Genomic DNA, 7334 nt, shown 5'->3' on the forward strand with positions numbered 1-7334 from the left:
ATGGTGCCCTGAGCCAGGTACTTGACCGGCTTGCCATCGGTCTCGAGCTGCTGTGCCACGGCGAAGAACTCTTTCCAGAACTGCGTACCGATGATGCGACGCTTCTCCTCGGGCTCGGTCACGCCGGCCAAAAGCTCGGCATAACGGTCCTCGGCGTGGACGTGGATAAAGTCGACGTCAAACTGCTTGGTGAAGACCTCCTCCACCTGCTCGGGCTCGCCCTTGCGAAGCAGACCGTGGTTGATGAACACGCAGGTCATCTGCTTGCCCACGGCGCGGGCGCCCAGCGCAGCCACGACGGAGGAGTCAACGCCACCGGACAGGGCCAGAATCACGCGGTCGTCACCGACCTTCTCGCGGAACTCGGCCGTCATGGTCTCGACCAGGTCGTCCATGCTCCAGTTGGGCTCCAGGCCACAGATCTCAAACAGGAAGTTGCTCAGCAGCTGCTGACCGTACTCGGAGTGCTTGACCTCGGGGTGGAACTGCGTGGTGAAAATCTTGCGCTCGACGCACTCCATGGCGGCAACCGGGCACACGTCGGTGCTGGCGGTAACGGTAAAGCCCTCGGGCACCTCGGACACGGCGTCGCGGTGGCTCATCCACACGGTCTGCTCCATGGGCGTGGAGTTAAAGAGCTTGGCGCCGGCCGTGCGCGTGATGGTGGCGCGGCCGTACTCGCCCACCTCGGAGTGGCCGACCTTGCCGCCGAGCGTCACGGCCGTGATCTGATGGCCGTAGCAAAAGCCCAGGACGGGAAGGCCCAGGTCAAAGATGGCAGGATCGATGGACGGAGCGTCCTCGGCATACACAGAGGCCGGGCCGCCGGAAAGGATGAGCGCAGAGGCGTTCATTTCGCGAATCTCGTCGGCCGAGATGTCGCAGGGGACAATCTCGGAATACACGTTGAGGTCGCGGACGCGACGGGCAATGAGCTGACCGTACTGCGCACCAAAGTCGAGTACGAGGACCTTTGCGGAAGCCTTTTGATCCATGGTTTCCCCCTCTTGTTGGCGGGGAGCCGGTGCCCACCCGCGTGAATGAACGAAAATAACCTCCATAGTGTACACGTTATATGGGGTTTCTCGCCCCTCGCAGCCATCAGCGCACGGCAAACGCACGACCTGGGCCCCTATTTGACGGCAATTGAAGTGTTTTCAAACGTTACAGATGATGTAATACGTTTGAACATTGGACGCCCTGTGCCACAATACTGCCGAACGACTCCGCCTCTGCGGCGGCAAATACGATAGGAATACCAGCATGAAGCGCATCCTTCTCATCGCCACGGGCGGCACCATCGCATCGACCGAGGACGGCAACGGCCTCTCCCCCGCCCTGACCGGTGAGGAGCTCGCCCAGAGCGTCCCCGAGATCTCGGGGCTCTGCGAGCTCGACGTCGTGCAGCCCATGAACATCGACAGCACCAACATGCGCCCGAGCGACTGGATGCGTATCCGCGACGTCATCGTCGAGGGTTATGCCGACCACGACGGCTTCGTGATTCTGCACGGCACTGACACCATGAGCTACACCGCGGCAGCGCTTTCCTACCTGATTCAGGACAGCCCCAAGCCCATCGTGCTCACCGGCTCGCAAAAGCCCATGGGCAATCCCTTTACCGACGCCAAGCTCAACCTGTACCAGAGCCTGCTCTATGCACTCGACGAGCATTCGCACGATGTGTCGATTGTGTTTGGCGGCGTCGCCATTGCCGGTACGCGCGCCCGCAAGCAGCGCACCATGAGCTTCAACGCATTCATTAGCGTCAACTATCCGCCCATTGCCTACATCCGCAATGACCGTATCGTGCGCAACGGGCTTCACGGCACGCATCAGGACGAAAACCCGGTGCATTTCTACGACAGCATCGACCCGCGCGTATTTGTACTCAAGCTTACGCCCGGCGTAAACCCGGGCATCCTCGACGCCCTAGCCGATAGCTACGATGCTGTAATCCTTGAGACCTTTGGCATTGGCGGTATCCCCGAGTTTGGTGAGTCGGGCGAGTCGTTCCAGGAGGCGATTTTCCGCTGGGTCGATTCGGGTCGTACTGTCGTTATGACCACGCAGGTCCCCGAGGAGGGCCTTGACCTGGGTGTTTATGAGGTCGGCCGCGTTTACGCCGATCATCCGGGCATCCTGCGCGGCGATGACATGACCACCGAGACGCTCGTGGCCAAGACCATGTGGGCACTCGGCCAGTCACGTGATGCGTCAGTAATTCAGCGCCTGTTCTACAGCCAAGTCAACCACGACCGTATCCCGATGGTGTAACCACCGGTCAATAGGCATCTTCTATTCAATGCCCTCGAGAAGCTCTGACACCGTCATGCCGAGTGCGGGTGCGATCTTAAATAGAACCTTGAGCGTGAAATTTGCCGTTCCATCTTCGATTCGGTCGAGGTAGGGTCGGCTGATTCCTGTCGCCACACAAAAATCAACCTTGGAGATACCAAGGTCCTTGCGTGTCTCTTCGACCCGCCTGCCAAGAATCTGTTTCGCACGTTCGTCCATGCAGCCGAGTTTGAAATGGAGCCGAACATAAACGTAAACTATAGTTTACGTTTTGCCGAATACACAGGAGTTTTCTATGTCGGATTCTTCGGTCCGCATGTACCGAGCCACGCTTCGCACAAACAGCGCGCCGCCCAAGCTCGTCGTCGTTGAAGCAGAATGCCTTTCTCCCGATGAGCGCACAGCATTTGCATTGCTATCAAGTCGCGTCGCCGCCGTTCTGGTCCCTTGCCCGGCGCAAGGTGAACTTGCCATCCAATGCCACGCGCACAGCTGCTCGCTCAATCAGGCTGTCGTAATCGTAACCAGCCAACGTGGCCTGCCGCTCCTTTTAGAAACCGGTATCGCGCTTGCCCTTCGGGGCGCCGGATACGAAAACGAGGCCGCCGCCGACATGGTCTTTAAACCACGATCGAGCGGCGGCCTCGCAGCAGCCATTGAATATGCGTGCAGGCTCGTTGCCTAAAAGGACAAGCTAGAAACCAAAGCCAAAGCCCGTTCCGGTAATCGCCGAATACATAAAGTAGACGTTGATTACATTGAGGAACACACCCGTGATACAACCGTTGCGCAGGTAGCGCTCGCACACGATGCGCGCCATGGCGGCGGAGTCATCATTGTTTTTAGCCTGGCGTCCCGCCGTAAAGTACGTCGCCACGCTCAGCAGTAGGTTGAGCACCGGCAGTGCCAGCAGCTCGTAGCTCTTACCCCAGCGCGTCACCTCGCCGGCTGCGTTAAACTTCGTTGCCACCTCGGGACCAATGTTGGGGATAACACACGCTGCAACCACCAGCGGAATCACCGCAAGTACGAGCAGCGCAATACCCATGTAGCCAGCTTTTTTGCCATATTTAAACATGCGCGTCGTCCTTACACGTTAAAGCGGAAGTGCACGACGTCGCCATCGGCCATAACATAGTCCTTGCCCTCAATACGCAGTTTGCCGGCGGCCTTGGCGCCCTGCTCACCGCCGAGCTCGACGTAGTCGTCATAGCCAATGACCTCGGCCTTAATAAAGCCGCGCTCAAAATCGGTGTGGATGACGCCGGCAGCCTGCGGGGCGGTCGCGCCCTGACGAACCGTCCAGGCCTTGACCTCCATCTCGCCGGCCGTAAAGAACGACTGCAGACCGAGCAGCTTGTAGGCAGCCTGCGCGAGCACGTCCAGACCGGGCTGCTCCAGACCCAAACTCTCCAGATAGTCGGCCGCATCCTCGGGATCGAGCTCGGAAAGCTCGGCCTCGATCTTGGCGCAGATAGGCAGCGGCTTGACGCCGTCGACGGGCGCCAGATCGTCGTTGAGCATATCCTCGTCCACGTTGGCCACATACAGGATGGGCTTCATGGTGAGCAGGAACAGACCCTTGGCGGCGGCACGCTCCTCGTCGGTCATCTCCATGGATGCGGCGCGCTTGCCCTCGTTGAGCCAGGCAAGCAGGCGCTTGGCGACCTCAAACTTGGGCATGAGTTCCTTGTCGCGCTTGGCTTCCTTCTCGAGCTTGGGCAGCTGCTTCTCGAGCGTGCCCATGTCGGCCAGGATGAGCTCGGTCATGATGGTGTCGGCATCGCCGGCAGGATCGACGAACTCGCCCGTGCGGCCCACCTCGCGCATGACGTTGGGGTCCTTAAAGTAGCGCACGACCTCGCAGATGGCGTCGGTCTCGCGAATGTTGGCCAGGAACTGGTTGCCCAGGCCCTCGCCCTCGTTAGCACCCTTCACCAGGCCAGCGATGTCGACAAACTCGACCGTAGCCGGCACAATGCGGCCCGGGTTGACGATGTCGGCAAGCTTTTGCAGGCGGCTATCGGGCACATCGACGATACCCACGTTGGGGTCGATCGTGGCAAACGGGTAGTTGGCGGCAAGGCCGGTCTTTTTGGTAAGCGCGGTGAACAGCGTCGACTTGCCCACGTTGGGCAGGCCCACGATACCGATGGAAAGGGACACGACAGCTCCTTTTGGTACAGGTACTTCAAACCGTATAAGTATAGCGCCGCCGCAGCATCCGGGCGAATCCGGACACCGCGGCGGCGCAAATGAAGCAGAGATAGAGCTCGCTGACTAGTCCGCGAGCTTCTCCACCTGATCGAGCATCTTGTCAAGCTTGGCCTTTGCCTCGGCCTTGGCCTTCTGGGCCTCTTCGTGGGCCTTGGCCTTCTGAGCGGCCTTTTCCTCGGCCTCGGGGTCGACAACGACCAGATTGGACGCATCGTGCTCGACCAGCTTGAGCGCATGCTCGGGGCACACCTTGACGCAGGCTCCGCAACCTAGGCAATACGTGGACTCCAATGCAAAGCGACCGCTTCCCACCAAATCGCAGGCAAACGTGGGGCACACGTTGACGCATTCGCCGCACGACGTGCACTTGTCAAAATCGCATTCCGGCGTGCTCACCTGCATGTTCTGGGCAAGCTCAGGATGGTTCTGCAGTGTCGAGAGCACCAGTTGGCGTCCGTGCGTGAGCGAACGGCGACGCTTGGTCGTCGTGGTGCCGCACATGGTGTTGAGCGTGCGCTCGAGCTGCGTGATCTGGTGACGGTGGGCCTTCAACTTCTGCGTCACCGAGGCCAGTGCCGCAGTCGCCGGGTTGAGCTTAGTCACGGTTAGGCCCGTGGTGCGGGCAATCTTATCCATGTACTCCTTGCGCTCGTACTCGCGGCGCTTATGGCATTTGAGGCTCTTGGGGTCGACCTCCAGGCCCATACCCGTACCAGACCACTCCTCGGCCTTCGCAATCGCCTCGCCCAGAATGTCCTCACCGCCGGTGTTGCGGCATTTATCGCACACGCCCAACGGCAGGTAGACGCTCACGTTGGGATAGTCGGCCAGCACCGAGAACCAGGTCTCGGCAGTAATATCGCCCACGCAGGCGACGACGACCTCGTTCTCGCGCGGCATGCGCTTGAGGGCGCGCGTGCAGGTGACGTAGGCGGTCTCGTGGCTCGTAGCAGCAGAGACGATATCGTCATACAGGTTTTTGGGCGCCAGGCGCGGCGAGATGATCGCCTCGGTCGGACAGGCAGCGGCGCACAGGCCGCACTTGCGACAGGAGTCGAGGATCTCAATGGCATCTTCCTCGACCTCGATAGCGTTGACCGGACACACGTCCATGCACGCGGTGCAGCCGCTCTTTTCGTTTTTACAGGTCAGGCACGGAATGGTGTTGCCGCGCGGGCGCTCCTTGTAGTCGGCAGGATTCCACTGCGGCGCCGACGGATCGAGCGCGTCGGTCACACCGCCAAGCGGGTCTTTAAAAAAATCCAAGCCCTTGCTGATTTCGATGATGTCATCAAACAGATCGTGTTCCTGCGCCATGCGCGGCCCCTCCCTGAGCAGTGCAAACAAGCAAGAGATAATGATACGCCATCGGCCCACGCCTCGGGCAAATTACACGCGGCGCATCTTTGCGGCAAATAGCCTATGGCCTATCGCCGCCTCGATTGCACAAGGTCAATCAAATGCCAAGCTATGCCTCGCGCATGAGCTGCACGAGCTTTTGTTTGGTCACCTTGGTCTGCTCGTTGGCCATGTTGCGTTCGTTTCTAAAGGCCGCATCTGCAACGCTCATCAGGTCGGCATCGGAAATCGCGCTGCACGGACCGTCCATCGACGCCGCCGTGGGACATACGCACAACGGCAACTCGGCATAAAACGCAACGGCCTTGGCGATATCGAGCATCTTGCCGCCGCCAATACCCACCACCATGTCGCAATACTCAGCCCGGGCTTCCTTAGCCATTTCGACAACGGCATCTTCCGTACACGGACCGTTGTAAATCTTAAAGAACGGCTCGCTTAGATCTTCATCCAGAAATCCATCGACGATCTGCCTGCACAGCCGATCCTCGGTGCCCTGGTCAAACAAGACATAGGCAGCGCAGCCCAACCATGACAAATACCTGCCCTGACGCGAGAGCTCACCCGGCCCCTGAACATACCGGCCGGGACCGCCATATACCATGGGAAGCGCCATACGAGAATCCGCCCTTTCATCAACAACAATTGGTGCAAAGTAACCTGATCCCTTTGCACCATAGCAAAAAGGGCAAAGCCATCTGCCGGCTTTGCCCCTTCCTTAGCTTGATTTACTCATCCATGAGATAGTAGTGGCCCAGCGCGTCGGCACCCAGGATGGCGTTTGCGACCATCTCGGGCGTCACCTCAAACGGCATGTTGCACATGGTGTCATCGGGCGCGCAGGCGGCCTCGGCAACAATCATGGCCTGCTCGCGCGTAAGCTCGGCAACGCCAAGTTCCTTCATCGTGACCGGCAGGCCCAGCTCAATGCAGAAGCCCAAGACTTCCTCGAGCTTCTCGGTCGGAGCATCCTCGAGTACCAGCTGGACGATGGTGCCAAAGGCGACCTTCTCGCCGTGATACATGCCGTGGCACTCGGGCAGCATCGTCAGGCCATTGTGGATGGCATGAGCAGCAGCAAGGCCCGAGCTCTCAAAGCCAATGCCGGAGAGCAGCGTGTTTGCCTCGATGATGTGCTCCACGGCAGGCGTCAGCGCACCTTTCTCCAACGCGACCTTGGCCTTCACGCCATCGGCCATAAGCGTCTCGTAGCAGAGCTTGGCAAGTGCCAGACCAGCCATACCGCCCTTGCCGCCGGCGCAAGTGCCACCGTCGGCATCGTGCGTCGCCTGGGCCTCAAAGTAGGTTGCGAGCGCATCGCCCATACCGGAAACCGTCAGGCGCACCGGGCTCGCCGCGATAACCGTCGTATCCATCAGGACAATGTTGGGGTTTGCCTTCAGGAAGAGGTACTTGTCGAACTGGCCGTCATCGGTATAGAGCACCGAAAGCGCCGAACA

Annotated in this window: 9 protein-coding genes; 2 read left to right on the top strand and 7 right to left on the bottom strand. The window is 59.7% G+C overall.

Features of this window, described 5'->3' with window-relative positions; all coding sequences use genetic code 11:
- Positions 1 to 995: glutamine-hydrolyzing GMP synthase (gene guaA, locus ABHR76_RS08685; RefSeq protein WP_346977386.1), on the bottom strand; the 995-nt coding region annotated here is incomplete at its 3' end.
- 268 nt (positions 996 to 1263) lie between these two features.
- Between guaA and ABHR76_RS08690 the strand changes: the two genes are divergently transcribed.
- Positions 1264 to 2277, top strand: coding sequence for an asparaginase (locus ABHR76_RS08690; protein ID WP_346977388.1), 1014 nt, complete (start codon positions 1264 to 1266; stop codon positions 2275 to 2277).
- Positions 2278 to 2298: 21 nt separating this feature from the next.
- Here ABHR76_RS08690 and ABHR76_RS08695 read toward each other — a convergent pair whose 3' ends face one another.
- On the bottom strand, positions 2299 to 2517 hold the full coding sequence (locus ABHR76_RS08695; protein ID WP_346977389.1) for a helix-turn-helix domain-containing protein: 219 nt from the start codon (positions 2515 to 2517) through the stop codon (positions 2299 to 2301).
- Positions 2518 to 2593: 76 nt separating this feature from the next.
- On the opposite strand from ABHR76_RS08695, the gene ABHR76_RS08700 reads away from it, so the two are divergent.
- Positions 2594 to 2983: a hypothetical protein gene (locus ABHR76_RS08700; protein ID WP_346977391.1), complete on the top strand. Its 390-nt coding sequence runs from the start codon at positions 2594 to 2596 to the stop codon at positions 2981 to 2983.
- Positions 2984 to 2992: 9 nt separating this feature from the next.
- On the opposite strand, the gene ABHR76_RS08705 is transcribed toward ABHR76_RS08700, so the two are convergent.
- The 5 genes from ABHR76_RS08705 to ABHR76_RS08725 form a co-directional block, all read right to left on the bottom strand.
- On the bottom strand, positions 2993 to 3376 hold the full coding sequence (locus ABHR76_RS08705) for a DUF1648 domain-containing protein (protein ID WP_089572786.1): 384 nt from the start codon (positions 3374 to 3376) through the stop codon (positions 2993 to 2995).
- Positions 3377 to 3387: 11 nt separating this feature from the next.
- Positions 3388 to 4464: a redox-regulated ATPase YchF gene (gene ychF, locus ABHR76_RS08710; protein WP_346977392.1), complete on the bottom strand. Its 1077-nt coding sequence runs from the start codon at positions 4462 to 4464 to the stop codon at positions 3388 to 3390.
- 114 nt (positions 4465 to 4578) lie between these two features.
- Positions 4579 to 5832, bottom strand: a complete 1254-nt coding sequence (locus tag ABHR76_RS08715) for a 4Fe-4S binding protein (RefSeq protein ID WP_346977393.1) — start codon at positions 5830 to 5832, stop codon at positions 4579 to 4581.
- Between the two features lie 151 nt (positions 5833 to 5983).
- The gene (locus ABHR76_RS08720; protein WP_346977395.1) at positions 5984 to 6490 is read right to left on the bottom strand and encodes an iron-containing alcohol dehydrogenase; all 507 of its coding nucleotides are present in this window, start codon (positions 6488 to 6490) and stop codon (positions 5984 to 5986) included.
- 112 nt (positions 6491 to 6602) lie between these two features.
- The coding region (locus ABHR76_RS08725; protein WP_346977397.1) for a glycerol dehydrogenase at positions 6603 to 7334 on the bottom strand (732 nt) is incomplete at its 5' end.

The sequence above is a fragment of the Collinsella aerofaciens genome (assembly GCF_039752985.1).
Classification (GTDB): domain Bacteria; phylum Actinomycetota; class Coriobacteriia; order Coriobacteriales; family Coriobacteriaceae; genus Collinsella; species Collinsella aerofaciens_BT.

What these genes read in the sequence shown, in the direction of transcription:
- ABHR76_RS08690 (WP_346977388.1), top strand. Translation starts at nt 1,264, where the DNA reads ATGAAGCGCATCCTTCTCATCGCCACGGGCGGCACCATCGCATCGACC.
- ABHR76_RS08695 (WP_346977389.1), bottom strand. Translation starts at nt 2,517, where the DNA reads ATGGACGAACGTGCGAAACAGATTCTTGGCAGGCGGGTCGAAGAGACA.
- ABHR76_RS08700 (WP_346977391.1), top strand. Translation starts at nt 2,594, where the DNA reads ATGTCGGATTCTTCGGTCCGCATGTACCGAGCCACGCTTCGCACAAAC.
- ABHR76_RS08705 (WP_089572786.1), bottom strand. Translation starts at nt 3,376, where the DNA reads ATGTTTAAATATGGCAAAAAAGCTGGCTACATGGGTATTGCGCTGCTC.
- ABHR76_RS08715 (WP_346977393.1), bottom strand. Translation starts at nt 5,832, where the DNA reads ATGGCGCAGGAACACGATCTGTTTGATGACATCATCGAAATCAGCAAG.
- ABHR76_RS08720 (WP_346977395.1), bottom strand. Translation starts at nt 6,490, where the DNA reads ATGGCGCTTCCCATGGTATATGGCGGTCCCGGCCGGTATGTTCAGGGG.